Source organism: Timonella senegalensis JC301 (assembly GCF_000312125.1).
Lineage (GTDB): Bacteria > Actinomycetota > Actinomycetes > Actinomycetales > Cellulomonadaceae > Timonella > Timonella senegalensis.
Window position 1 is genome coordinate 193,981 of sequence record NZ_HE978643.1, and the last position, 24,784, is coordinate 218,764.

Here is a 24,784-nt window from a genome sequence, read left to right on the forward strand (position 1 = left end):
CTAGAGGCCGTACGTTCACGTGCGGCCTCTATAGTGGGGCTGTGCAAAATTCACCCACAAGTGTTTCGGGGAGTGAGACCCTGGCCAGAAAGCGAGTTGTGCTACGGCGTCCCACATCGCTCCCCGCTGAGCTTGCGAGTCCGCAAAGGGCGCCAAGGACGCGTGATCCCTGGCTCGACAACGTCCGATTAGTGGCGTCGGTTCTTATCGCGGTTGGGCACTTTACCACTCCATTTCTAAAGTCAAACAACGAATGGGTGTGGCTGTGGGTGACACTCTGGGGCTTCAGACTCCCGGTCTTCGTGATCGTTGCAGGCTACTTCACGTACACGGCCAGGTACTCGCTCGACAAGGTTATTACCGTGTTCCGCGATGTAGCGCTGGTGTACGTTATTTTCCAAGCCATCGCCTCGCTCTTGGCGTTCGCGAACACCGGCAACTGGAAGTTCGATCTGGGCTCCCCGCACATGGCGCTCTGGTTCCTGCCGGCACTGGTGATCTGGCGGCTCCTCGCACCACTTCTCGTGCGGATTCCGCACTACGTCATCGTGACCACCGTGGCGTGCCTCGCGCTGTCAACGCTTCCCTACGAAGAACAGTGGATTGCCCGCACGGTGGCCTACCTGCCGCTGTTCGTGCTGGGAGTCGCCCTGCGCGGGGCCGGGTTGCACGCGCGGCTCAACAAGCCGAGTGTTCGCCTCTGGGCGTGGGCCCTCATCCTCGCGTGGTTTGCTGCATCGCTCATTGCTCGCGCCGCGGACGTGAAGTACAAGCGCGGCCCCTTCCTCATGCGCTCCGGCCTGGACGGTGAGGGCTGGGAACTGGTTGTTGAGCTTGCGCAACGTGCAGCTATTTTGGGCTTGGGCGCTGTTCTCGGCCTGTCGCTGATCGCGATTGTGCCGCGTAAGCGCATCCCTGTTTTCTCGGCGCTGGGCGCCGGGTCCTTCACGATCTACCTGGTGCACCCACTGATCTACAAGCAGCTCAACTACTGGGAGATCTATGAGGATTACATCGACAGCCGATTCGACCGGTTGTTCCTCGTCTTCGCAGTGGTTGCGTTGGCTCTCGCACTCGGCTCCGGACCGGTACGAAAGGCCACGCGTTGGTTGACCACACCCAAGACGTTGATTGACGCGGTCACACTGCGATTCCGAGCAATGCGGGAGGTCGAGTCCGGTGGGCAAACCGTGCCCGCACGGCCAGTGGTTCGCAAAACCGCGAATGCAACGCTTCTTAGCCCCGTAGAGACCAGCGCCACGAGTCGGCGCCCGGAACCAAAGCGCGAGGGTGCAGACGCCTAGTCCGGTTCTCCCATTGGGAGGGCGGCGGCAGCGGCGCCTCATCGAGGTCTGCTGAACCTGCCATAGCGGCGAGGCCCGCCACGAGTGCCGCAACCTCGAGATCGTCCGGTCTTCCACCCACGACCTGCACGCGCGTTGTGGCGGCGAGCGCCGCCGCAAGGATGTCTTCTTGTGTGGCCTCACTCATGGCGTCCCCCGTTCGCTGGTTCAGTTGGGCAGCGTGTCATCACAGTGGAATGTTTCCGTGCTTCTTGGCAGGAAGCGAGGCGCGCTTGGTCTTGAGAGCACGGAGGGCGCGCACGATCTGGGTGCGGGTTTCACGAGGTGCAATGACCGCGTCGACGTATCCGCGCTCCGCCGCGTCCCAAGGGTTCACTATCGCGTCCTCGTATTCCTTGGTGAGCCGCGCACGTTCGGCCTCAACGTCTCCGCCCGCGTCCGCCACGCTCTTGAGGGCACCGCGCTGAAGGATGTTCACTGCACCGCCTGCGCCCATGACGGCGATCTGCGCGGTCGGCCACGCGAGGTTCACGTCCGCGCCGAGCTGCTTGGACCCCATAACGATGTAGGCGCCGCCATACGCCTTCCGCGTGATGAGCGTGACGAGCGGAACCGTGGCCTCCGCGTACGCAAAGATCAGCTTGGCGCCGCGTCGGATAATGCCGTTCCACTCTTGGTCTGTGCCCGGCAGGAAGCCGGGGACGTCCACGAGGGTGAGCACAGGGATGTTGAAGGCGTCGCAGGTGCGCACGAACCGCGCGGCCTTTTCGGCCGCGTTAATATCGAGCGTCCCAGCCATGGAAAGCGGCTGATTAGCGACGATTCCCACGGACTGTCCCTCGACTCGCGCGAATCCGATGAGGATATTTGGAGCGTACAGCGGCTGGATTTCGAGGAACTCTTCGTCATCGACGATGTGCTCGATGACCCTGCGCATGTCATACGGGCGGGAGTCAGAATCAGGGATGAGGATGTCGAGCGCACGGTCGGCGTCGTCGACCTCAAGGTCAGCGGGGAAGTCGAAGACCGGTGGCTCGGAGAGGTTGTTTTGGGGGAGAAACGAGACGAGCGAACGGACGTAGTCGATGGCGTCGTCCTCGTCCGCACCCATGAAGTGTGCAACGCCGGAGCGTTCGTTGTGTGTTTGTGCACCGCCGAGTTCTTCGAACCCGACTTCCTCTCCGGTTACCGAACGGATGACGTCGGGGCCAGTGATGAACATGTTGGACGTTCCGTCCGCCATCACGATGAAGTCGGTCAGGGCAGGGGAGTACACAGCGCCGCCTGCTGACGGTCCAAGGATGAGTGAGATCTGGGGGATAACGCCGGATGCGGCAACGTTGCGCCTGAAGATCTCGGCGAACTGGGTGAGGCCCGCGACACCCTCCTGGATGCGTGCACCACCACCGTCCGAGATGCCGATCAGGGGCACACCTGTGCGGAGCGCCAGGTCCATGACCTTGGTGATCTTCTGGCCGTGGACCTCGCCGAGCGAGCCGCCGAACGTAGTGAAGTCTTGCGAGTACACAGCGACTTGGCGGCCATCAATGGTTCCGTGTCCAGTGACTACCCCGTCGCCTGCAATGCGCTTCTTCTCCAAGCCAAAGTTGGTCGAGCGGTGCTTGGCAAACGCGTCGAGTTCCACAAAGGAGCCCTCGTCGAGGAGCGCCTCGATGCGCTCTCGCGCGGTCTTCTTCCCGCGGGGGTGCTGCTTCGACTGTGCGAGTTCCTCGTGCTGGGTTACGGCCTGCGCGCGGCGCTGCTCGAGGTCGGCGAGCTTGCCTGCGGTGGTAGAGAGATCGGTCACCTAATAGAGCGTAGTTGTAGAAAGGCCTCAGCGTCTGTAGTGCCACACTCGTGAAATGGGCATGCATGTTGTGTGGTTCCTACAAAGGTGCGCGGGTGGGTGCCCGGAGCGGGCACTATAGAACAATGACTCATGCTCAGACCTTGGACCTGCGCACACAGGCGCTTTCGAACGCGCTTGCGGCGGCAGGCGTCCCGGTCCCCACTGTCCTTGTGGTCGAAGAAGCCGCATCCACAAACACGGAGCTGGCAGCCCTCGTGGATGGCTCGGACCCTCAGTGGCGGGAAACGTCTGTGCTTGTTGCGCGCCATCAGAGCGCTGGGCGAGGACGAATCGACCGGTCCTGGGATGTGCTGCCCAACTCCTCATTCACCTTCTCGCTCCACATAGAACTCGACTTCGAGCCGCAGGCCTTTACGTGGGTCCCGCTGGCGGTGGGAGCGATCCTCGCCGAAGAGCTTGGTGAAGCCCTTGGTGTCGATGTAGGTGTGAAGTGGCCGAACGACCTCGTGGTGCGGAACGCGGGTCCTGAGCTGGAGGGTTGGCTGTCGATGAGAAAGGTGGGTGGCATCCTTGTGCAACGGGTGGGAACTCGTAGCGTCATCGTGGGCGTGGGCATCAACGCGACTCAAGATGCCGAGCAACTGCCTGTCCCCACGGCGACGTCGTTGGCTCTGGCGTTGGGGGAGAGGCAAAGCAGCGGGCTCGGCGATGGCAATGAACTACTAGCCGGGCTCATCGTGCGGATCATCAACTCGCTGCGGCTACTCGAACGCGCAGGCGGGGATCCAGGAGTGAGCGGGCTTCATGACCGGTGCGTGGCCCAGAGTGTGACGCTCGGAACGTCTGTGCGCGCAGAATTGACAGACGGCACCATCCTTTTTGGCATGGCCACGGGGCTCGCCGCGGATGGAGGGCTGATCGTGGCGGGGGGAGATGGTGAGGAACTCGTGGTGACATCCGGTGACGTGTATCACCTTCGACTACACTAACTAGGTGACCATCGCCAATCCGCCATTCGAACCACAGCCTCAACCCGTAACAAACCCCAAGGAAATCGCTCGGAAACTGGACGATGTCCTTCTTAAAGGCCAACCCATCTACACCGAAGAAGAGTTGTGCGAGGCCACGGGTGCTACGTCGGCACAGGTTAACGCGTACTGGCAGGCGTTGGGGCTACCCGTTGCGGACGCGTCCGCGCAGTCCAAGATGTTCACGGCAGATGACGCACGCTCCCTACAGATGCTTTTCGACCTCGCAGAGCGGGAACAGTTCGACTACCGCACTCTCACCTCGCTGATCCGGTCGGTCGGTCACACCACCGAACGTCTTGCCCTGTGGCAGGCGGAGGCGCTTGTGGAGCACTTCTCGCATTCGTTCGACCTTGATGATCTCTCCGCTCGACACGAGGTGCTCTCCCGCATGGAGGACATGGCGCCGGTGTTTGTGGAGCAGATGACACACGCCTGGCGCAGGCAGATGGCGGCGCTCGCAGGACGCTGGTTTGTTGAGTTCTCAGGTGACCGTGAAGAAGACGCTCCGGGGCAGGGACAACTCCCGCTGCCCAGAGCAGTTGGGTTTGCGGATATCGTCTCGTTTACTTCCCAGACTGCGAAGATGCGGTCGTCCGAGCTCTCCAACTTCATTTCTGGCTTCGAGGCGGCGGCTCGTGACGTTATTACGAAAGCGGGCGGACGAGTGGTCAAGACGATCGGGGATGCTGTCCTATACATCGCCGACGACGTCCAGACCGGCGCTAACGTGGCGCTCGGGCTTGCTGACGCCGGGAACTCCGATGGCGTGGGAAGCATGCCAAAGGTGAGGGTCTCCCTCGTGTGGGGTCGTGTGCTTTCGCGCTTCGGAGACGTGTTTGGCTCCTCGGTTAATCTTGCGGCCAGGCTCTCTAATGAGGCGGAACCAGGAAGGGTCATGCTCGATCCGGCCACCGCCGCACTGCTGTCCACGGACCATCGGTATGCGCTCATCGGCCAAGAGGCCCGCCCACTTCAGGGGCTAGGGGACGTGGCGCCGGTCCAGTTGCAGTGGGCCTACAACCCAAGCGCGCAGAACGATTCGTTTGCCCAGGACGAGCCTCAAGCGCCAGATTCTGGGACACCAGAACCGCACTCTCTCTAGCTGACCTCACGGATCAGCTCGGGCGAGTTGTTCGCGACCCTGTTGACGTCGGTGGACACGATCACGTGCTGTGTGTCTATTACGTCGATCCCCAAGATCCCGAGCGCCTCCTGCGCCCCCACTTCAGGGTCCAGCCACGCGTCGTAGTGCTCGGGTGTGAGGAACACAGGGCGTCGATCGTGGATCTCGCCAAGTTCCCCGTCTGCGGCGGTCGTGATGATGGATACCGTGACGAGCCACTGAGCATCGTCGCCGCCGTCCTTTGGCTTCCAAAATTCGTAGATCCCAGCGAACGCAAACGGCGATCCATCCGCTGGCGTGATGTAAAAAGGGGTCTTGGGAGACTTCGCAGTCTCGCCTTTCTGCCACTCGTAGTATCCGTCCGCCGGGACGATGCACCGCCGCGATGCGAGCGCTCGCTTGAAGGCCGGCTTCTCGGCGATGGTCTCGGACCGCGCATTGATCATGCGGGATCCGATTGAGGGATCCTTAGCCCAACTCGGCACGAGACCCCACCGGGCAAGACGGACCTGCCGCACTGGATCGTCGTTAATAGTGGACAGGTCCACCACCTGACCGGACGCATCAACGAACGTCTCCGTACGGGCGGCCGCGGTCAGCGGTCGCTCGACCACGATCCGCACGTCCTGGGTGGGCGCGATGTTAAACGACTCTCGCCACTCGTCCGAACCATCCGCGAACAGGACATCCTGGATGAAGCCAGACCGCGCGAACGCGTCGGCTAAGTCCTGAGCCTGGCGAAAACTCGCGTAACGACCGCACATGCGCTTCTCCCATACCTGCTGGCCGGAGGTCAAAAATAAAGAAGGTGGACTCATCCGGTGCAGTACACCGGATGAGTCCACTCTATGTTTGGGCGGGGCGGTCAGCCAACGCGAGGCAGCCGCTATGAGGCGGCGACCAGTTATTCAGCGGGACCGCACCGAGTCGGGTGCTAACCCTCCTGCTCGTCGTCTTCCCAGTCCTCGTCGTCCTCGTCGTATTCAAACGGGTCGGGGTCAACGCCTGGCATCCAGGTCAGCCCGGGTACGCCCCAGCCTGCTTCCTTGGCCTCCTTGCGCGCGCTCGTAGCCTCGCGACCCCGCAGGCGGTCCACGTAGAGATAGCCGTCGAGGTGGTCGTACTCGTGCTGGAGGAGGCGGGCGAACCAGCCCTCGCCGGCGAGCTCGATGGGGTTTCCAAACTCGTCAAAGCCGGTCAAGAGAACCGCGTAGTGGCGCTTGAGCTCGTGGTTAGGCCCGGGGAAGGAAAGGCAGCCCTCGTAGTCGGTGAGCGACTTCGGTGGGCGCGCCTTGGATCCCTCGCGCTGTGCGAATAGCGGTGGACGCTGGACGATCTGCATCGTGGGGTTGACGATGACGCCCTTGCGCTGGACGTCCTCGTCTGGGCCGTCGTAGACAAAGATGCGCAGGCCCTTGCCGATCTGTGGGGCCGCGAGGCCCACGCCGTTCGATGCTTCGAGGGTCTCGAACATGTCTGCGATGAGCGTGCGTAGTTCGTCGTCAAACTTGGTTACCTCGAGCGCGCGCTGCCGCAGGACTGGCTCGCCGTCGATGACGATGGGGTAGATCATGGGGGCTCCATAACTGTGGCACGTGAGTGCAGTATAAGAAGTGGGGCGGGCGAACAGGGCAGTCACGGGTGGCGCAGCGCCCGGGTGGGAGTTCGGCCCAAAACTCCTCCCATTGTACGTGGGTGGAGGAAAATGCATCGGCTGCCACCGAGTCGAATCGATATGATGTCGTAGTGACCTCGACGCCAACCCCCGCTGCACTGCCGAACTACCGCCCCCACGCCAAGTATGTCCTCATGCTCGGCGCCATCGCGGCAGTCCCGGCAATCTCGACGGACATCTATCTGCCTTCTCTGCCCACAGTTGCGGCAGAGCTCAGTGCAAGCGACTCCGCGGTCCAGCTCACCATGTCGGGCATGCTCATCGGTGGTGCCGTTGGACAGTTGGTCTACGGTCCGCTGACGGACAGGTTCGGCCGCAAGGCACCTCTCCTCGTTGGCCTCGCGCTGCACGTGATCATCTCCATCCTGTGCGCGTTCGCGCCGAATGTCTCCGTCCTCATTGGACTGCGCGTCCTCCAAGGATTCTGCAATGCGGCCGCCTCCATCGTGGCCATCTCAGTGATCCGAGATCGCTTCACGGGTGCTCCCGCGGCTCGGCTTCTCTCTCAGCTCATGCTCGTGATCGGTGTTGCTCCGCTGTTTGCGCCGACCATCGGTGGCTTCATTGCGAGCATCTGGGACTGGCGTGCGGTGTTTATCGCGCTCGCGGCCTTCGGGCTGTTCATGTGGATCGGCGTGGGCAAGTTCCTTCCCGAGACCCTGCCCGTTGAGCGCCGGATCACGGGCGGTGCAAGGGGCGTTGCGCGCGGCTACAAGACGCTGTTTACCGATCCCAAGTTCCTTGCCCTCGCGCTTCTGCCGGCCGTCGCCATGACCACGATCATGTGTTACGTGGTCGGCTCGCCGTTTGTGTTCCAGGAGGGCTTTGGCCTCTCCAAGGGGGAGTTCTCGGCGCTGTTCGCGGTCAATGGAGTCGCACTCGTGCTGTCGTCCCAACTCAACGCCGCACTGGTCACGCGCTTTGCCCCGTCAGCGCTTCTCCGCACCGCGCTCCTGGCGCAGGTAGCTATCGCCGCGCTTCTCGTGGTGCTGGCTCGCACGGAGGCCGGCGGGTTCTGGGCCTTCGCTGGCTGCCTGTGGCTGTTGCTTATGTTCCAGGGCCTCATTGCCCCTAACGCCCAGGTTCTCGCACTGAACAACTACGGCCACATGGTCGGAACTGCGGCCGCGGTCCTCGGCTCTCTGATGGCAGGCGTTTCCGGCTTGGTCAGCCCGCTCGTGGGAGTCTTTGGCGCGGACGCGCAAGCAATGAGTCTCGTTATTTTTGGCTCGCTGTGCGTGGGCGTCTTGATTCTGATTTTCGGGACCGACGCTTTTGCCAAGAAACCGCGCCAAAACCGCGGATAGTCAGGTAACACACACCCCATAAGGAGCAATGATGCCCACTTCTCAGAACGCCACACCCTGGTTCAAGTCCGCCGTGGTCTACCAGATCTACCCCAAGAGTTTTTGCGACTTTGATGGGGACGGCCTGGGAGACCTGAAGGGCATTGAGTCCAAGATTGAGCACCTAGTCGCGCTCGGCGTGGGGGCAGTGTGGTTCTCGCCCTTCTATCCGTCGCCGCAAAAGGACAACGGGTACGACATCTCGAACTACGTGGACATCGATCCGAGGTTTGGCACGCTCGAGGACTTTGATCGCCTTGTCTCGAGGCTCCACGCGGCGGGGATTCGCGTGATCGTTGACGTGGTGTTCAACCACTCGTCCGACCAGCACCCGTGGTTCCAGGCCGCTCTTGCAGACAGGGACTCCGAGTACCGCGACTACTACATCTGGCGCGACGGAAGGGTGCTTGAGGGCCAGACCGAGGAGAGCGAGCCCAACAACTGGACCGCGTTCTTTGGCGGGCCAAGCTGGAGCAAGGCGGGGGATGGAGGGCAGTATTACCTTCACACGTTCACGCCCGAGCAGCCGGACCTGAACTGGGAAAACCCGGCGGTGCGCGCCGAGATCGCCCAGGCGATGGAGTTCTGGATCGCCCGCGGTGTGGATGGCTTCCGCATGGACGTCATCAACCTCGTGTCCAAGGCGCCGGGACTGCCCGACGGTGCGGTGCCGGGGCTCAACCCCGACACGATCGGGATCGAGCACTACGGCTTTGGGCCCAGGCTCCTTGAGTTCCTGACCGAACTGCGCACCGCCGTGATCGAGCCGCACAATGCGGCCGGGCGCGAGATCGCGCTCATCGGCGAGACACCAGGACTGTGGCCCGAGCTCGCCCGACACCTCGTGGCGGACGACGGCGGCCCCCTCGACATGATCTTCCACTTTGAGCACGTGGGGATTGATCAGGGCCAGGGCGGAAAGTTCGACACCAAGCCGTTCGACCTGCGCGCGCTCAAGTCGGTGCTTGCCACTTGGAACGAGGCATACGGCGACGACGCGTGGGCCTCACACTACTTTGACAACCACGACCAGCCGCGCGCCGTGAGCCGTTGGGGCGACGGATCTCCGGAAGCCGCAAAGGCACTTGCGGCCATGCTGATCCTGCAGCGCGGCACACCGTTTGTATACCAGGGCGACGAGATCGGCATGGTCAACGCGGGTTTCACCTCGATCGATCAGTACGACGACGTCGAGTCCATCAACCGGTATGCCGAGCGTATTGCCGCTGGTCAGCCTCGTGAAGAGGTGCTGGCCGCGCTAGGCCTCATGGGCCGCGACAACGCGCGAGTGCCAGTGCGCTGGGCGCCCGGAGCCGGGTACGGCTTCACCTCTGGCACCCCGTGGATCGACTTTGGCCAGATGCCCCCGGGCATCAACGCGTCCGATCAGGCAGGTGACCCCGACTCCGTTCTGTCCTTCTACCGCGAGCTGATCGCGCTACGCCGTGAACACAGCGTGTTCGTGGACGGCAGCGCCACGTTCCTTGCGCTCGATGACGCGGCAATTTTTGCGCTGGAGCGCTCAATTAACGACGATTCCCTCGCCGCCCTCGTACTCGTCAACTTCTCAGATGGGCCGGCTGTTGTGCCCGCAGAGGTTTCCGCTCGGTGGCCGCTCTTCGGTGCCGGAGCGGGGGAGGCCTCCGGTCAGGTGAACCGCCACGTGCTCAGAGCGGGTGGGGTTGCTACTGCCGGAACTGCTGGAGTCGCTGGAAGCCGGCGGGGTGCTGGGAACGGGCCAGGATCGTCGGTAATGGACCCGTACGAGGTGATCGTGGTGCTGCGCGAGCGGAGCTAGCCTGAAGCGTGCCCGTGACAAGCCGCCGTGAGTCCGCGATGAGCGGGCCTGGCGGCGCGCTTGCCCATAGGCAAGGGGGCTTGCCTATGGGCAGGCGTTGCCTCAGTTTTGCCCGGGTGTTGCCAAGGCAGGGCGGCGCGAGACCGGGTGCCACGGTGGGGACTTATCCACAGGGCTAGAACTAACCATTTTGCCAAGTACGTCGGATCTATAGCCTTCAGGGTGGAGTTCGGTGCCTACTGCACCGAGCCAACTCACCCGTGGGGGCACAGTGAATTCCGGAATCAACCTGCTCGAGCAGCGCGTGCGCGATCGCGTGCGCGCGAGCGGCGTTGACCCGGTGAACAATCGGGCGCAGTTCCTTGAGCTTGTGACGTCCACGGTGCAGGAAGCTGACGCGGCGTCGCTCCTGGGAAATGGGCCGGCGATTCCGGACACCGAGCGCGCGATCAAGCACCTCGTGGACATCGTGGCAGGCCTCGGTGAACTCCAGGTGTATATGGATGATCCCTCAGTTGAGGAGATCTGGATCAACGCGCCGGACAAGGTCTTCGTTGCCCGCAACGGCATCCCGGAGCTGACACCGCTCATTCTGGCGCCGGGCGAGATCGCGCGGCTCGTTGAGCACATGCTGTCCTCAAGCGGCAGGCGACTAGACCTCTCCAATCCATTCGTGGACGCAATGCTCCCCGGAGGGGAGCGCCTGCACGTGGTCATCCCCGACATCACTCGCTCCCACTACAGCGTGAACATTCGCAAGTTCGTTTCCCGCGCGAACTCCCTCCTAGATCTGGTTGCTCGAGGGATGCTGACCCACCAGGCCGCCCGGTTCCTAGATCTGTCGGTTCGGGCCGGGCTTAACGTACTTGTTGCGGGAGCCACTGGTGCCGGAAAGACGACCTTCCTCCGGGCGCTCGCTGCTGCGATCCCCGCGAGTGAACGCGTGGTGACGGTCGAGGAAGTGTTTGAACTCAACCTCCCAAGCCGCGACGTGGTGGCGATGCAGTGCCGAAGCGCCAACCTCGAGGGAAATGGTGAGATCAGCCTGCGCAGGCTGGTCAAGGAATCCCTGCGTATGCGTCCGGATCGCATCATCGTGGGGGAGGTGCGAGAGGCGGAGGCTCTTGATCTGCTGATCGCATTGAACTCGGGAATTCCGGGACTCGCCACCATCCACGCAAACTCCGCGCGTGAGGCCGTGATCAAGGCGAGCACGCTTCCCCTGCTCGCGGGAGAAAACGTCACCGCATCGTTTGTGAACCCCACGGTCGCAAGCGCACTGGACCTCGTGGTGCACCTGCGCAGGGAGCGCAACGGCGCACGCGTGGTCGGAGAGATCGCTGGCGTCAGTGGTCGCGTAGAAAACGGACACATCGAGTAGGCGAGCATCTTCCAGCGCACAGGCGATGGGCTGGTGCGTGGCTCGGGGCTTCCTCCCAAGGAGGAACTGTTCGAACGCCTCGGGATAGATCTGTCGTTCCTGCTGGGTCAGGAGGCGCAGTGGGCCTAGTAACGGGACTCATCGCGGGACTTGGCCTGTTGCTCGTCTGGTCGAGCGCTTGGACTCAACCCGAGGTAAGGCGAGGGCAGTTCACCGAGCACCTTTCTGAGCTGATCCACGCCTCGGGTATGCGCGGAGTGAGTCCTCAGCTGTTCTTTTGGTTCATGGTGATAGTGGGGATGGTCGCCGCGCTCGTAGGTTTTGCTCTGACCCGGATTCCGGTGGTCTCGGCGCTCGCTGCTCTGCTCGCAATGAGCCTCCCCCTTGTCCTCCTACAGACCCGAGCGCGGGCTCTTGCTGACAAGCGCATGGAGGTCTGGCCCGAGGTGGTAGAGCACCTGATATCGGGCGTTCGAGCGGGCCTGTCCCTGCCCGAGGCGCTTTCTGAAGTTGCCATCAAGGGGCCAGAGATCATTCGCCAGGACTTCGAGCACTTCACGCGGGACTATAGGGCAACGGGAAGATTCGATCAGAGCCTTGTCACCCTCAAAATGCGTATGGCCGACCCTGTGGCAGACCGTGTGATTGAGGCCCTGCGCCTCACTCGAACTGTCGGGGGAAGCGAGCTTGGCGTGCTGCTCGAAACCCTAGTCAGGTTCCTTCGCCAAGACATCAGGATTCGCGGTGAGCTCCGCGCTCGTCAGAGCTGGACCGTGGGCGGAGCCCGTGTTGCAGCTGCGGGACCGTGGGTGATCGTGGCGCTCCTGTCTACCAGGCAGGAAGCGGCTGCAGCCTACTCCACTGCGAGTGGCACGGCGGTCCTCATCGCGGGAGCGATCCTCACCGCTGTCGCGTACTGGCTCATGACATACCTTGGCCGACTCCCAGCAGACGTGCGAGTTCTCGCATGAACACTCTAGGAGCCCTCTGTGGGCTCGCGCTTGCGACCGGGATCCTGCTGATCTGGAGACACCTGCTCTCACGCCGAGTGCGACTTGACGAGCGACTCGCCCCCTACCTCGTTGAAGCGGATGCGAGCAGCCGAGTGCTCGGCCCTACCAAGGTGCTGACACCCGTTGGCGTTCTCATTCGATTGCTCGCTCCGTGGACCAAAGAGGTTGAGCGTGTCCTCGCCGTGTTCAGCTCTCCCACCGCCGAACTCGAATCTCGGCTGATGCGGTCGGGCCGCTCTGTAACGGTGGCACAGTTCCGGGTGCAGCAGCTCCAGTGGGCAGTCACAGGGCTCATCGGCGGCCTCGCACTGACGTTGGTTCTTGCCGCAACCCGTGACTCCTCAGTCCCCGTCTTGATCACAATCGTTGTGTTCGCTCCAATCGGCGGACTCGTCCTGTGCGATTACTCCCTGTCACGGGACATCGCATCACGCACTGCACGCATCCTCAGCGAGTTCCCCACGATCGCCGAGCTCCTGGCGCTCGCGGTCTCGGCGGGCCAGGGGCCAATGGCCGGGCTAGAGCGAGTCGCCCGCTCCACCACAGGGGAGTTGTCAAAGGAACTACTGGCCGTGGTCTCTCACGTCCGTTCCGGAGCGCAACTTCCTACGGCACTCGAACAGTTAGGGGCACGCACCGGGATTCCCGCCATCATTCGGTTCGCTGACGGAGTCTCAGTCGCGGTGGAACGAGGCACGCCGCTAGCCCACGTCTTGCGCGCACAGGCGCAGGACGCCCGGGATATTGGCCACCGCGACCTCATGGAGATCGGCGGCAAGAAGGAGGTCCACATGCTTCTTCCCGTGGTGTTCATCCTCCTTCCCATCACAGTGCTGTTTGCCGTATTTCCATCACTACTCGCCTTCAACGTAAGTTTCTAGGCCCGCACGCTGGGCCACCATCAAGCGTCATACCACCCACAACACAAGAGTTCGGAGATTGAAATGTTTGGATATGAGAACTCCTCGGAGGAATCGCCTAAGTCCCCAATTGAGCCGCACAAGCGGCTCAAGCGTGCATCGGAGCGCTCGGTACGACCGGGCGGTCGCGTGCACTGGCAGGCGAGTGCGGTCGTGGCAAAGGCTCACAACCGATTGATGCGAACGAGCGACCGTGGTGACGTCCCTGGTTGGGTCCTTATTACCCTGATGTCGGCGGGACTGGTTGTTGCGCTGTGGGCCATTGCGGGACCAGCGCTTGAGGGCTTGTTCAACGACGCGATCACCAAGATCACGAACCAGGCGGGCTGAGGAAACGCGGAGATATGAGGTTCGTCCGCGTACCTTCGTTTGGGGACCACCGTGAGCAAGGATCCGCGGTGGTTGGATTCGCCTACACGTCGGCGCTGCTGACCCTCCTGTTCCTCTCACTCCTGCAGGTTGCCTTCATCATGCACACCAGAGTTGTCCTCATCGACATTGCGGGGGAGGGCGCGCGAGCTGCGGGCCGACACGGATCGAGCCTTGCCCAGGGTGAGTCGCACGCCCGGGAGCTGCTTACCCAGGTACCCGGAGAACACACCGTCTCATCACGCGTAAGTTCGCACCAAGGATTCAGAATCGTTGAAATGACGGTTCAGGGAACCCTACCGGTGATCGGTGCCTTTGGCGTATCCAACGGCCTCTCCGTTACGGGCAGGGGCGTCGTAGAGTCCTATCAGGAGGTGCCGTGATTCGGCTTCGTCCGGACCGCCTAGCCCGTCAGGAGTGCCTGACCCGGCTGAAACACGAGGAGCGCCAAACCCATCTGGACCGCCTAGCCCGTCAGAACTGCCTTGCCCGTCAGAACCCCCTTGCCCGTCTCGACCGCAATCACGAAGCCGGAAACGCACCAGTTGAGTTCATCGGGGTAGTCATTGCGGTGATCATCCCCGTGCTCATGATTCTGGCTGGCGTGGCCCAAGTCCAGGCGGCGCGCCTCGCGGCCGAGAGCGCAGCCAGCGAGTCTGCGAGGATGTACGCCCTGTCCCGAGACTTTGGTTCAGCCGGTGAGACTGCTCAGCGGACAGCAACGCTCGCTTTTGTGGATCAGGGGCTCTCCACCTCCTCTTCCAACCCGAGGATCGAGGTGTCATGTCCGCGCACCTGCGCAGGAGAGATGGTCACATCTCGAGTGCGCTACACGGTCAAGCTGCCACTGCTGGGATGGCTTCCCGTCGCTCGGGTCAGCGTGAACGCCGTCGGAACCTCCTACTCAGGGCAGTACGTTGAACGGAACTAGCACCATGAAGCGGACCTGGCACGCTCACCCGCATACACTCCGCACATCAGATGGGCAAGACACCGCTCCTATGTGCCGGCGTGGACTCCCAACACGGTCGAACGAAGACGGGAACATCCTCATCCTCGGGTTGGGATACGTCGCCATCATTCTCGTGCTGCTCCTGGTCGTACTCCAGCTTGGATCGCTCTACCTCTATAAGAAGCAGCTGTCCTCTGTTGCAGATGCCACCGCCCTATATCTCACGGATCAGCGCGTAGCACGTGAGTACTACGCGGGTACATCCGCACCTTCCAACGAATCACCCAAGCCGGCCGAGTCCGAAGGGGAGGGCGATGCGCTGAGCCACAGTGACGCAAACTATCGCGACCTCGCACGCGAGTCTGAGCGGTTCGCCTCACGTGCTGCCCAGTCCAAGGGCTTACCCGAGGTCAGTTTGGAGTCGCTGTCCACCCAGAATGGTGAGTCACGCCTACGGGTCGCAGCACGATTCAAGGTGTCGGCTCCCTCCGGGCTTACGCCGTCTAGGGGCCCGGAGAAGTTCCTGGTGACTCTGCGTGGAACGTCAACTGCTATCACTATCGAATAGAAAGCCGTGCCGCCACACACTCTTGGTCACCACCCGACCAGCAATTTCCCGTGACCACCCAGCGCTCCGGAGTGCGGCCGTCAAACTGTGACGTGAGCGACGGATTGGTGCCTAGGGGGTCGCAGGCATGGCACCTGCCGTAGAATCAAGGATTGTGGCCACTGAATTCTCTGTAGAAATCCCTCATCTCCGCGCGACTATCGCAACGATCTCCGCCGTAAGCGACCCTGAAGCTCTACGCGCTAAGATTGCCGAACTTTCGGAGGCGGCCGCTGCGCCGGACCTCTGGGACGATGTCGCGGAAGCGCAAAAGGTCACCAGCGCGCTGTCTGCAGCGCAGAACGAGCTCAAGCGCATCGATTCGATCGAGCAGCGGATCGACGATCTGGAGGTCCTCGTCGAGATGGCCATCGAGGGCGACGACGCCGACACCCTCGAAGAGGCTGAGTCTGAGTACGAGTCCATCAAGAAGGACCTCGACCAGCTCGAGGTCCGCACCCTGCTCTCTGGTGAGTATGACGCCCGTGAGGCAGTTGTGACGATCCGTGCGGGAGCGGGTGGCGTGGATGCCGCTGACTTTGCCGAGATGCTCATGCGCATGTATCTGCGTTGGGCGGAGCGCAACGGATACCCCACTGCTGTTCTGGATACCTCCTACGCGGAAGAGGCGGGCCTCAAGTCCGCAACCTTCGAGGTCAAGGCTCCCTACGCGTTCGGTCACCTCTCGGTTGAGGCTGGCACCCACCGCCTCGTGCGCATCTCTCCGTTCGACAACCAAGGCCGTCGCCAGACCTCGTTCGCCGCAGTCGAGGTTGTGCCGCTCATTGAGCAGACCGACCACGTTGAGATTCCTGAGAACGAGATCCGCGTTGACGTGTTCCGTTCGTCGGGGCCTGGTGGTCAGTCCGTGAACACGACTGACTCTGCAGTGCGCATGACCCACATTCCTACCGGAATCGTGGTCTCGATGCAGAACGAGAAGTCCCAGATCCAGAACCGTGCGGCCGCGATGCGCGTCCTCCAGTCCAGGTTGCTTCTTGAGCGCCAAGCCGAGGAGAAGGCCAAGAAGAAGGAGCTCGCCGGAGACATCAAGGCGTCGTGGGGCGACCAGATGCGCTCCTACGTGCTGCAGCCTTACCAGATGGTCAAGGACCTGCGCACTGAGCACGAGGTCGGAAACACCGGCGCTGTCTTTGATGGCGCGATCGATGACTTCATCGAGGCTGGTATCCGCTGGCGCCGTTCCCACTCATCTGACGACTGATAGTACGAAAAGTGAGGCCCGCGGCTCTGCCGCGGGCCTCATTCTTTATTTTCGACGATTGTGGTGACGCCACAGGGTCGCCTCACCTTTCGGCTACGCAAAACTCGTTTCCCTCGGGATCTTGGAAGGTATACCAGTGGTGCGGGCCCTGGCTACCGCGGTGCATGAAAGTAGCGCCGCGCTCAAGCAGTTCGTCCTTAGCCTGATCGAGCGTGCCTTCCTCAACGTAGACGTCGAGGTGTAGACGATTCTTTACCTTTTTGGACTCCGGAACCTCTTGGAAGAGAAGCCGTGGGCTCGTCGCCGTGGCGGTGAGTGCCGCACCCGACTTCCATACGAGCGCGCCGTTGAACTGCATGGTCTCATCCTCGTGTGCAAAGCCCTTGCTGATCATGGACGCGATGAACTCGGCGTCTTGCGGTTCCACGTCACGCCCCAGGGTCTTTGCCCACCACTGGGCAAGTTCGTGGGGGAGTGTGCAATCCCAGACAATCTGAAAGCTGTGTTCCATTCTTTGAGCGTAGTTGCAACGGCGGATGGCGCATCTTGAGTTGGTGGCTGCTGCGGAATCCACCCGCGATGTGCAATCGTGTGGGTCTCTGGTTTTGCGGCGTGTCATGGCAAGCCGATGGGTATCTCTGCCTAGGCTCGTCCTGACCAGTGTGTCTATTGCGGCCTTACAAATCGCAGCATTTAGGAACAAATTTCGTGATTCGATTAGATAACGTGACCAAGGTGTACGCGCGCGGTGCGCGGCCCGCACTCGACGACGTCTCCCTGGAGATTGAGCGCGGGGAGTTCGTCTTCCTCGTGGGTGCGTCGGGTTCAGGTAAGTCCACCTTCCTCCGGCTTGTGCTCCGCGAGGAGAAGGCCACGAGTGGCCGAGTCCTTGTAGCTGGAAACGACCTTACTTCGCTGTCGAACTGGAAGGTTCCTGCGCTCCGCCGTCAGATGGGTGCGGTGTTCCAGGACTTTCGTTTGCTTCCTAATAAGACCGTATTCGAGAACGTAGCGTTCGCTCTTCAGGTCATTGGCAAGCCGAAGCACCACATCATGACAACCGTCCCGGATGTCCTAGAGATGGTGGGCCTTGCTGGTAAAGAGAAGCGTCGCCCGCACGAGCTCTCCGGTGGTGAGCAACAGCGCGTCGCCATTGCGCGAGCGGTCGCAAACAGGCCCTCGATCCTCCTGTGTGACGAGCCTACGGGTAACCTCGACCCCACAACTTCCCTTGGAATCATGCGCCTTCTGGACCGGATCAACCGAACAGGAACCACAGTCGTCATGGCAACGCACGACGACGAGATCGTGGACCAGATGCGAAAGCGCGTTATCGAGCTATCCGTCGGCGAGATGGTCCGTGACCAGTCTCGTGGCGTCTACGGCTCAACGCGATAAGGGGGAGTCATGCGTTTTCAATTCATTCTTTCTGAGATCGGCATCGGACTGAGGCGTAACCTCTCGATGACCATCTCTGTCATCCTGGTTACCTTTGTCTCTCTCACCTTCGTGGGCGCTGGAATCCTGACCCAAACACAAATCCAGAAGCTTAAGGGTGAGTGGTACGACAAGGTCGAGATTTCCGTTTACCTTTGCCCTCGGGACTCCTCGGTCCCAACCTGCGCGGATGGTGAGGCAACGGACGCGCAGATCGCTGAGGTCAAGCAGATCCTCGATTCGCCTGAGGTCTCACCTGAGATCCGCAGCGTCGAGTTCGAGTCCAAGGAACAGGCGTGGACTAGCTTTGAGGAGAACTTCAGCGACCGCTGGTGGTTCTCCGAGATGACGGTCGACGACATGAACGCCTCGTACCGCATTAAGCTGACCAACCCTCAGCAGTATGAGGTCATCAACGAGGTACTTACGGGCCGCGCGGGTGTTGAGCAAGTTCGTGATCAGCGTGAAGTGTATGAGCCGTTGTTTAACGTCATGAACAAGGCGACCCTCGTCGCCTCCGGACTTGCAGGTGTCATGCTGCTTGCCGCAATCCTGCTGATCACCACCACGATTCGTCTCTCGGCGATGTCTCGCCAGCGTGAGACAGGGATCATGCGCCTCGTGGGTGCGTCAAACTTCTTCATCCAGCTGCCTTTCATGCTCGAGGGTGCAATTGCCGCAACCATAGGTGCTGGATTTGCCGTGGTTGCGCTGTGGTTCGGAGTAAAGTACCTAGTTCAGGGCTGGCTTGAAACCTCGATGGATACCATCGCAGTGCCGTACATCACTACCGGTGACGTCTTGCTCATAGCACCGCTACTCATCGGAGTCGCAGTCATTCTCGCGACCATCTCCTCGATCGTGACCCTTAGCCGCTACACCAAGGTATAGACCGTGAACCTCTCCGCCAGCACTTCCGCCCGTTTCCGCCGCCGGGCCGCCGCGTGGTCGGCCAGTTTCCTCGCCGGCTTGCTCACCCTGTCGATCGCTATCGCGCTCCCTGCGCAAGGCGACGAGCTCGACGACAGGTTGGCTAAGGCAAAAGCGCAGCAGTCTAGGGCACGCTCATCGATTGAGTCCCTCAAGGATGATCTTGCTGAGACTGACAAGGAACTCACCGACGCCTATCTCAAGCTGAAGCAAGTAGAGGCGCAACTTCCCGTTGCCGAGGCAAACCTGTCGATTGCAAACAAGGTGTACCAGGAGGCGCAGCGCGAAGCGGATGCGCTCGCACAGAAGCTCGTGGACGCTCAGGCAGAGAAGGCGAGCCTCGAGGACCAGATTGCCAAGAACCAAGAGTCGATGGACGCTGCTCGCAGCGGTGTCGTGGAGATGGCCAGGCAGGCTGCCCGAGGCGACCTCGACATGACGAGCTTGGGGCTAATTGTAGGTGCCGAAAGCACGGACGATTACATCGATCGCTACAACATGAACTCCGCTGCGATGCGGTCTCAAACCAAGTCGCTGGACAAGCTCCGCGCGACACGCGCTATCTCCACTAACGCACAGGTACGCCTTGAAGCAGTGAACGATGTCATCGCTGACTTGAAGGACGAAGCCGATGCCAAGGTCATTGAAGCTCAGTCAAAGCAGCAGGCAGCCGAGGACGCAAAGCGAGAGGTGGAGTCGCTGATCGTCCAGCAAGAGCAGGCCGCCTCCCACATCGAGGGCAGAAAGGCCACCGCGCAGCAAGACCTGAAGGCTGAGCAGGCGAACAGCGCCAGCCTGAGTGCTGAGATCCGCAAGATCGCTGGTCTGCAGAAGGAGCAAGCAGAGAAGGAAGCCGCTGAAGAGAAAAGGCGGCAAGAGGAAGAAAAGAAGAAGCAAGAGGAAGCCGACAAGAACAAGCCGAGCGGTGGCGGTGGCTCCAAGCCCGGAAGTGGCTCCGGCGGTTCCAGCGGCGGCGGTGGAAGCAGTTCCGGTGGTGGAGGAAGCAGCTCTGGCGGTGGAGGAGGAAGCTCCAGCGGTGGTGGGAGCAGTTCCGGAGGCTCGGGCTGGTTCACGTGGCCAACCGAGTACCGCGTTGTGACGAGCAACTACGGATGGCGTCTGCACCCAATCCTCGGGTACTACCGACTCCACGCCGGAACTGACATGCGCACCTACTGCGGAACCAAGATCTTTGCTGCTCGCTCTGGCACCGTGGCATGGGCGCAGTGGAAGGGCGGGTTTGGTAACCAGGTTCTCGTTAACCACGGCTCGATCGGCGGGAAGAACGTCATGACTTCCTACAACCACCTCACCTCATTTGCTGTGAGTCCCGGGCAGAGGGTCCAGGCGGGCCAGCTCGTGGGCTACTCCGGTAACACGGGCTTGTCTGGAGCGTGCCACCTGCACTTTGAGGCGTACGTGAATGGATCTACGATTGACCCCATGACCAAGATGAAGTGATAGTCACAGGTGAGACCCCTAAAATACATTGGGTAAAACCCGCTGCGTTGGCATACGCTAACTAGGCACTCGCCGAGACCTCTCAGGTCTTGGCGGCGACTCTTCATTGGACTTTCGGCGTTGGGAGGAAACGTGGTCAAGGGAAAGATGTACAACGTGCCCGGCTCGACGCCTAACAAGCCGAAGGCTCAGGACAAGGCGCCAACCCGGCAACTCATAACCGCTAACAAGCGTGCGCGCCACGACTACCTCATTGAGGACGTGTACGAGGCAGGTTTGGTACTTGGCGGAACTGAGGTCAAGGCGTTGCGTGCTGGGCGCGCCTCGCTTGCCGAGGGCTGGGTCTACTTGGAAAACGGAGAGGCGTGGCTTGAGGGCGCGCATATCTCCGAGTACACCCACGGCACGTGGACCAACCACGCGCCACGTCGCAAACGCAAACTACTGCTCCACAAGTCGGAGATCATCCGACTCGAGCACAAGACAGCCGAAAAGGGTCTGACCATCGTCCCGCTCCAGATGTACTGGCTGGACGGTCGCGCAAAGATCGAGATTGCTCTTGCCCGAGGTAAGAAGGAATACGACAAGCGCCAGACGCTCAAGGAAAAGCAGGACAATCGTGAGGCGCTGAGAGCTATGCGTCTTCGCGAAAAAATGTGAATCGTCGAAAATCGGTTTCGCAGCCAGTGAATAAATAACTGGCCAATCGGGACCAATGATCGACTAGAATAGAGAAGTCCTGAGAGATCAGGCGATGTTTGATAATCACATAGGGGACGATCGGTTTCGACGGTGGTCGTGTTTCGATGAGAAGCGGGCCGAGGATGTGGGCTTATCTCGTTAACGATGCCTACAAAACAATAGGTGCAGATTCTAAGCGCACCGACTTCGCCCTTGCTGCCTGATAGCGCAAGCGCCTAATGAAGTCCGTCAGCCCGGGGATGCTATCGCCCCGGATCCTGGCGTCATCTAGATAGCTCAGCTTGCAACCTTTGTCGTTGGGGTTGTAGGGACTTTTAGACGACTGAGCCTGTCAGTGAACGTGTCTGCGCGAGCACTGGGGCCGAGAAAATCCATAGCAGACTGCGCCCGGAGAAGTCCTGGATGTGCGTCACCGGACCGGGGTTCGATTCCCCGCGTCTCCACTGTTTCGCGTCATGCACTGCGTGCGCGAACCGATTGTCAAACATCAGTAAAAGGCGTCGCCCACGGTAGTGGGCGGCGCCTTTTTGTATGCCCGAATGCGGGAGCCAGGCTTTGGAGGTCGGCGCTGGGCTGCGAGGGTGTCTTGGCTTCCTCGGCCTGTGCCGCTTCGCTTGTCGCACAGGCCTCGTCTTGACGCCTTCGCCGTCCCTCGCCGTCCCTCGCGATCCTTCGCAGTCCCAGCGCCTCCCACTTTGCCGTGAGTGCCGCTTTCCTGCAGCGAGTGCCGTCGCGCGGAGACGGCACTCAGTGCATGCGAGCGGCACTCGCGGAAGCCCTAGCGCGGCTAGGGCAGGACGGCGGGTTTCGGAGAGGCATGCGCTGGCGTCCTGAGCCTGCAATCCAAGAGTGATCGGCTGTTTTTGCAGATGGGTGACCTGATGCGCGTTTCGAGCGGGTGAATTTTTCGCATTCTCGACTCGCCCGAGATGGTGACACGCTGACGTAACAGGAGGTGGTCGAGTGGGGCTGGAATTTGGCAAGTCTGATGTGCTGAAAATCGTGACCTGCACTCCTGTCTACCAACTCAATACAAGTGCACGCTTCAACCTGTATCTCCGTTCAACCTGCTTTGTGCATAATTTCCGTCTCCCTCGCTAGAGGAAGTCGTCCTTCAGAAACTAATTGATCTGACTCAAAGTCAGCAAGGACTATCGTCTCGCATTCCTCGCTCCGGGCGATGGCTAAATTGTCACAACTGAAATTGCGTGGTTGGAGGCCAAAGTTGAGAACAGAGACCGCAACATCAGACCCCAGAGCTGAGGATGAGGCACAGGGAATATCCCGGCGTTCGTTTCTTGCTTGGTCGGGCGCTGTCGGTGGAGCCGTCGCCCTTGTATCGGTTGCAGACCTAGGGATGCCGCTGACCCGGACTGAAGCTGCGGCTGCGAGCGGCACTCCCGGTGGCATGCTGGGTGCTGACAAGACTGTATGGAACGCGTGCTTGGCAAACTGCCAGTCCCGGTGCCCACTGCAACTGCAGGTGAAGGACGGCACCGTTGTGAGGGTCCTCGCGGACTCCACAGGATCTGATGAGTTTGGTGATTTCAACATTCGTGCATGTGTGCGCGGTCGCACGCAGCGCCAGCGAATCTATAGCCCAGACCGGATCAAGAAACCCATGCGCCGCACGGGAGAGCGCGGAGGCGGGCAGTGGGAAGAGATCTCCTGGGAAGAAGCCTTCGACACCATCGCCAGCGAAATGAAGCGAGTGCGTGACACATACGGCAACGAAGCCCTGTGGTACCACTACGGTTCGGGCTCAACCGGCGGCAACATCACCAAGCGTGGTACTTGGCCGCGCCTCCTTAACACCTACGGTGGGTACCTGGGCCAGTACGGAGACTACTCAACAGCGCAGATCACAGCGGCCTATCCCTACCACTACGGCGGGTGGGTCAGCAGTAACTCGCTCGAAGACGCAAAGAACTCGCGGCTCCAGGTCATGTTCGGCAACAACCCTCTTGAGACCCGCATGTCCGGTGGCGGTGAGCTCGCCGTTGTGCAGAAGACCCGCCGTGAGTACGGCGTTCGCACGATCGTGATTGATCCGCGCTACTCGGAGACCGCTGTGGATGTCAGCGACGAATGGGTCGCGCTGCGTCCGGGCACTGACGCCGCCCTAGTGGCAGGCCTAATCCATGAGATCCTCGCCCAGAACATGCAGGACCAAGCGTTCCTTGACACCTACTGTGTGGGCTTTGACGAGGCGACACTACCCAAGGAAGCGGAACCGAACTCGTCCTACCGCTCGTACATCGAGGGCAAGGGCCCTGATGGAGTTGAAAAGTCTCCGGAATGGGCTGCGGACATAACTGGCGTCCCGGCGGATCAGATCCGCAGGCTCGCCCGTGAGATCGCGGGGGCAAAGCCTGCGGCCATTACACAAGGCTGGGGCCCACAGCGCAGTGCAAACGGCGAGAACGCCTCGCGCGCCATCTTCACACTCGCGGCAGTCACCGGCAACATCGGCATAGCCGGTGGCGGTACTGGTGCACGTGAGGGCAACTACTCCATCCCCGTGAAGGCATTCCCGCTGTTCGACGGCGAGACCCCTCCGGTGACCACGCAGATCTCATGCTTCAACTGGATCGATGCGATCAACCGTGGCCCCGAGATGACCGCCCTCAAGGATGGTGTTCGAGGCAAGGACAAGTTGGACGTGGGCATCAAACTCATGGTCGTCAACGCCTCCAACACGCTGATCAATCAGCACAACGATATTCATGTCACGCAAGAAACTTTGCGAGACGATTCCAAGTGCGAGTTCATCGTGGTGATCGATCACCAGTGGACGCCAAGTTGCGACTGGGGTGACATCGTTCTGCCGTCCACCACGAACTTCGAAGAGATTGACCTGATTCCTGGCGCAAGCTGCTCAGACATGGGCTGGGCGATCTACGGCGACAAGGCCATCGAGCCGCTGTACGACACCAAAACGGGGTACGAGATGTGCACCGAGATCGCGAGGCGCCTGGGCATCGAGCAGGAGTTCACGCAGGGTCGCACGCAGGAGCAATGGCGTGACTGGCTGTACGAGGAAACCCGCTCAATTGAGCCAGACTTCCCTACCAAGGAGGAACATGCCGCAATGGGTGTCTTCCGCAAGAAGAACCCAGCGGGTCACGTGGTTGCGCTGAAGGACTTCCGTGAGGATCCGGAGGCGTTCCCGCTACTCACACCGTCGGGCAAGATCGAGATCTACTCTCAGCAGTTGGCCGAGATGTCCAAGACCTGGGTGTTCGAGGGTGATCGCGCCGGTGACAAGCTCACCGCGCTGCCCGAGCACATTGACACCTGGGAGGGCGCGCTTGACGCACGCGACTCCAAGTACCCGCTTCAGTGCATCGGCCACCACTACAAGGGCCGCACCCACTCCAGCTACGCCAACCTTGCGTGGCTCAAGGAAGCGCACCCGCAGATGCTGTGGATGAACCCCATAGATGCTGCCGCGCGCGGCATCAAGAACGACGACATTGTGTACGTATTCAACAATCGCGGCAAGGTCCGTACGCAGGCGCGTGTCACTCCGCGGATCGCACCAGGGGTGGTGTCCCTGCCACAGGGCGCTTGGTATCAGCCGAACCACAACAAGGTGGACATTGGTGGAAACGTCAACACGCTCACCAAATACCACCCGTCGCCGTTAGCCAAGGGAAACCCCGCACACACGACCCTCGTAGATGTTGAGAAGGTGTAA

Annotated in this window: 22 protein-coding genes, 1 other RNA gene and 1 pseudogene; 19 read left to right on the forward strand and 5 right to left on the reverse strand. The window is 61.2% G+C overall.

Annotated features, from left to right (window positions below):
* The first annotated feature begins 98 nt into the window (after window positions 1-98).
* Entirely contained in the window at window positions 99-1,304 is a 1,206-nt protein-coding gene (locus HGSM_RS08580; protein WP_268257799.1) for an acyltransferase family protein, read from the forward strand.
* Here HGSM_RS08580 and HGSM_RS14130 read toward each other — a convergent pair.
* The gene (locus HGSM_RS14130) at window positions 1,237-1,491 is read right to left on the reverse strand and encodes an acyl-CoA carboxylase epsilon subunit (protein ID WP_081581402.1); all 255 of its coding nucleotides are present in this window, start codon (window positions 1,489-1,491) and stop codon (window positions 1,237-1,239) included. The genes HGSM_RS08580 and HGSM_RS14130 overlap by 68 nt on opposite strands.
* Before the next feature lie 39 nt (window positions 1,492-1,530).
* Complete coding sequence (locus HGSM_RS08585; RefSeq protein ID WP_019148345.1) at window positions 1,531-3,111, reverse strand: acyl-CoA carboxylase subunit beta; 1,581 nt, start codon at window positions 3,109-3,111, stop codon at window positions 1,531-1,533.
* A 125-nt stretch (window positions 3,112-3,236) separates the two neighbouring features.
* Here HGSM_RS08585 and HGSM_RS08590 point away from each other — a divergent pair, with 125 nt between their 5' ends.
* Window positions 3,237-4,103 carry a biotin--[acetyl-CoA-carboxylase] ligase gene (locus HGSM_RS08590; protein WP_019148346.1) on the forward strand — a complete coding sequence of 289 codons (867 nt, stop codon included), beginning with the start codon at window positions 3,237-3,239 and terminating at the stop codon, window positions 4,101-4,103.
* Window positions 4,104-4,107: 4 nt separating this feature from the next.
* Window positions 4,108-5,247, forward strand: coding sequence for an adenylate/guanylate cyclase domain-containing protein (locus tag HGSM_RS08595; RefSeq protein ID WP_019148347.1), 1,140 nt, complete (start codon window positions 4,108-4,110; stop codon window positions 5,245-5,247).
* On the opposite strand, the gene HGSM_RS08600 is transcribed toward HGSM_RS08595, so the two are convergent.
* Both HGSM_RS08600 and def read right to left on the reverse strand, forming a co-directional pair.
* Complete coding sequence (locus HGSM_RS08600; RefSeq protein WP_230197521.1) at window positions 5,244-6,086, reverse strand: SOS response-associated peptidase; 843 nt, start codon at window positions 6,084-6,086, stop codon at window positions 5,244-5,246. The two genes, HGSM_RS08595 and HGSM_RS08600, sit on opposite strands and share 4 nt — an antisense overlap.
* A gap of 116 nt (window positions 6,087-6,202) precedes the next feature.
* Window positions 6,203-6,841, reverse strand: coding sequence for a peptide deformylase (gene def, locus HGSM_RS08605; protein WP_019148349.1), 639 nt, complete (start codon window positions 6,839-6,841; stop codon window positions 6,203-6,205).
* Between the two features lie 173 nt (window positions 6,842-7,014).
* Here def and HGSM_RS08610 point away from each other — a divergent pair, with 173 nt between their 5' ends.
* From HGSM_RS08610 to prfB, 10 genes and pseudogenes are all read left to right on the forward strand, one after another.
* The gene (locus tag HGSM_RS08610; RefSeq protein WP_040595004.1) at window positions 7,015-8,250 is read left to right on the forward strand and encodes a multidrug effflux MFS transporter; all 1,236 of its coding nucleotides are present in this window, start codon (window positions 7,015-7,017) and stop codon (window positions 8,248-8,250) included.
* A gap of 31 nt (window positions 8,251-8,281) precedes the next feature.
* Window positions 8,282-10,087 carry an alpha-glucosidase gene (locus tag HGSM_RS08615; protein ID WP_195891367.1) on the forward strand — a complete coding sequence of 602 codons (1,806 nt, stop codon included), beginning with the start codon at window positions 8,282-8,284 and terminating at the stop codon, window positions 10,085-10,087.
* Between the two features lie 271 nt (window positions 10,088-10,358).
* Window positions 10,359-11,597, forward strand: a pseudogene (locus tag HGSM_RS08620) (CpaF family protein).
* Complete coding sequence (locus HGSM_RS08625) at window positions 11,588-12,439, forward strand: type II secretion system F family protein (RefSeq protein ID WP_019148353.1); 852 nt, start codon at window positions 11,588-11,590, stop codon at window positions 12,437-12,439. The pseudogene HGSM_RS08620 and the gene HGSM_RS08625 overlap by 10 nt, the downstream one beginning before the upstream one ends.
* The gene (locus HGSM_RS08630; protein WP_040594905.1) at window positions 12,436-13,362 is read left to right on the forward strand and encodes a type II secretion system F family protein; all 927 of its coding nucleotides are present in this window, start codon (window positions 12,436-12,438) and stop codon (window positions 13,360-13,362) included. The genes HGSM_RS08625 and HGSM_RS08630 overlap by 4 nt, the downstream gene beginning before the upstream one ends.
* A 63-nt stretch (window positions 13,363-13,425) precedes the next feature.
* A complete protein-coding gene (locus tag HGSM_RS08635) occupies window positions 13,426-13,731 on the forward strand; it encodes a hypothetical protein (RefSeq protein WP_019148355.1) in 306 nt (101 codons plus the stop codon).
* Window positions 13,732-13,745: 14 nt separating this feature from the next.
* Complete coding sequence (locus tag HGSM_RS08640) at window positions 13,746-14,153, forward strand: hypothetical protein (protein WP_019148356.1); 408 nt, start codon at window positions 13,746-13,748, stop codon at window positions 14,151-14,153.
* Complete coding sequence (locus tag HGSM_RS08645; RefSeq protein ID WP_019148357.1) at window positions 14,150-14,701, forward strand: hypothetical protein; 552 nt, start codon at window positions 14,150-14,152, stop codon at window positions 14,699-14,701. The genes HGSM_RS08640 and HGSM_RS08645 overlap by 4 nt, the downstream gene beginning before the upstream one ends.
* 70 nt (window positions 14,702-14,771) lie before the next feature.
* Window positions 14,772-15,290, forward strand: coding sequence for a pilus assembly protein TadG-related protein (locus HGSM_RS08650; RefSeq protein WP_019148358.1), 519 nt, complete (start codon window positions 14,772-14,774; stop codon window positions 15,288-15,290).
* A gap of 127 nt (window positions 15,291-15,417) precedes the next feature.
* Window positions 15,418-16,554 (forward strand): peptide chain release factor 2, encoded by a 1,137-nt coding sequence (gene prfB / locus HGSM_RS08655; protein ID WP_040594906.1) that lies wholly within the window; start codon window positions 15,418-15,420, stop codon window positions 16,552-16,554.
* 82 nt (window positions 16,555-16,636) lie between these two features.
* Here the strand turns inward: prfB and HGSM_RS08660 are convergent, their stop codons facing one another.
* Window positions 16,637-17,065, reverse strand: coding sequence for a VOC family protein (locus tag HGSM_RS08660; RefSeq protein ID WP_019148360.1), 429 nt, complete (start codon window positions 17,063-17,065; stop codon window positions 16,637-16,639).
* Window positions 17,066-17,262: 197 nt separating this feature from the next.
* On the opposite strand from HGSM_RS08660, the gene ftsE reads away from it, so the two are divergent.
* The 6 genes from ftsE (at window position 17,263) to HGSM_RS08690 (ending at window position 24,784) form a co-directional block, all read left to right on the forward strand.
* Window positions 17,263-17,952: a cell division ATP-binding protein FtsE gene (ftsE, locus tag HGSM_RS08665; RefSeq protein WP_040594907.1), complete on the forward strand. Its 690-nt coding sequence runs from the start codon at window positions 17,263-17,265 to the stop codon at window positions 17,950-17,952.
* Window positions 17,953-17,961: 9 nt separating this feature from the next.
* Window positions 17,962-18,882 carry a permease-like cell division protein FtsX gene (gene ftsX, locus HGSM_RS08670; RefSeq protein WP_019148362.1) on the forward strand — a complete coding sequence of 307 codons (921 nt, stop codon included), beginning with the start codon at window positions 17,962-17,964 and terminating at the stop codon, window positions 18,880-18,882.
* 3 nt (window positions 18,883-18,885) lie between these two features.
* Window positions 18,886-20,382, forward strand: a complete 1,497-nt coding sequence (locus HGSM_RS08675) for a M23 family metallopeptidase (RefSeq protein ID WP_019148363.1) — start codon at window positions 18,886-18,888, stop codon at window positions 20,380-20,382.
* Between the two features lie 147 nt (window positions 20,383-20,529).
* Complete coding sequence (smpB, locus tag HGSM_RS08680; RefSeq protein WP_051009811.1) at window positions 20,530-21,042, forward strand: SsrA-binding protein SmpB; 513 nt, start codon at window positions 20,530-20,532, stop codon at window positions 21,040-21,042.
* Between the two features lie 112 nt (window positions 21,043-21,154).
* Window positions 21,155-21,530: a transfer-messenger RNA gene (ssrA, locus tag HGSM_RS14135) on the forward strand.
* 779 nt (window positions 21,531-22,309) lie between these two features.
* Complete coding sequence (locus HGSM_RS08690; protein ID WP_230197522.1) at window positions 22,310-24,784, forward strand: DMSO/selenate family reductase complex A subunit; 2,475 nt, start codon at window positions 22,310-22,312, stop codon at window positions 24,782-24,784.

Bases quoted from the DNA above. Each gene is read 5' to 3' on its own strand.
- HGSM_RS14130 (WP_081581402.1), bottom strand. From the start codon at position 1,491: ATGAGTGAGGCCACACAAGAAGACATCCTTGCGGCGGCGCTCGCCGCC.
- HGSM_RS08650 (WP_019148358.1), top strand. From the start codon at position 14,772: ATGTGCCGGCGTGGACTCCCAACACGGTCGAACGAAGACGGGAACATC.
- HGSM_RS08635 (WP_019148355.1), top strand. From the start codon at position 13,426: ATGTTTGGATATGAGAACTCCTCGGAGGAATCGCCTAAGTCCCCAATT.
- HGSM_RS08630 (WP_040594905.1), top strand. From the start codon at position 12,436: ATGAACACTCTAGGAGCCCTCTGTGGGCTCGCGCTTGCGACCGGGATC.
- smpB (WP_051009811.1), top strand. From the start codon at position 20,530: ATGTACAACGTGCCCGGCTCGACGCCTAACAAGCCGAAGGCTCAGGAC.
- HGSM_RS08590 (WP_019148346.1), top strand. From the start codon at position 3,237: ATGACTCATGCTCAGACCTTGGACCTGCGCACACAGGCGCTTTCGAAC.
- prfB (WP_040594906.1), top strand. From the start codon at position 15,418: ATGGCACCTGCCGTAGAATCAAGGATTGTGGCCACTGAATTCTCTGTA.
- HGSM_RS08600 (WP_230197521.1), bottom strand. From the start codon at position 6,086: ATGAGTCCACCTTCTTTATTTTTGACCTCCGGCCAGCAGGTATGGGAG.
- def (WP_019148349.1), bottom strand. From the start codon at position 6,841: ATGATCTACCCCATCGTCATCGACGGCGAGCCAGTCCTGCGGCAGCGC.
- HGSM_RS08615 (WP_195891367.1), top strand. From the start codon at position 8,282: ATGCCCACTTCTCAGAACGCCACACCCTGGTTCAAGTCCGCCGTGGTC.
- HGSM_RS08660 (WP_019148360.1), bottom strand. From the start codon at position 17,065: ATGGAACACAGCTTTCAGATTGTCTGGGATTGCACACTCCCCCACGAA.
- ftsX (WP_019148362.1), top strand. From the start codon at position 17,962: ATGCGTTTTCAATTCATTCTTTCTGAGATCGGCATCGGACTGAGGCGT.
- HGSM_RS08640 (WP_019148356.1), top strand. From the start codon at position 13,746: ATGAGGTTCGTCCGCGTACCTTCGTTTGGGGACCACCGTGAGCAAGGA.